Origin of the sequence: Thalassoroseus pseudoceratinae, from assembly GCF_011634775.1 — a bacterium.
GTDB classification, from domain to species: domain Bacteria; phylum Planctomycetota; class Planctomycetia; order Planctomycetales; family Planctomycetaceae; genus Thalassoroseus; species Thalassoroseus pseudoceratinae.
The window spans coordinates 1-258 of record NZ_JAALXT010000024.1 but is presented as its reverse complement, the minus strand read 5'-3'; the positions used below and the strand labels follow the sequence as shown (position 1 = coordinate 258).

General features: G+C 56.6%; 1 protein-coding gene. It reads left to right on the top strand.

Annotation, left to right across the window (positions count from 1 at the left end):
- Nucleotides 1-258, top strand: a 258-nt coding sequence (locus G6R38_RS27765) for a Calx-beta domain-containing protein (protein ID WP_206028774.1), incomplete at both ends; no start/stop codon positions are given.

Genomic DNA, 258 nt, shown 5'->3' with positions numbered 1-258 from the left:
GGAATCTTGTCCTTCGATGTGACGATCACCAATCCCGTCGATGTCGCCGTCACCCTCGATGCTGATACGCAAGACGGAACCGCCACCCTCGCTGACTCCGACTACACGGCGTTGGTGGCTGACCCCGTCAATTTCGCTGCGGAAACCACAACAACTCAAACCGTGACGGTGCAGACGACGACCGATAACAAAGTCGAACTAGATGAGGTGCTGGATGTGTTGCTGAGCAACCTTAGCGCGACTGGTCGGGATGTCACC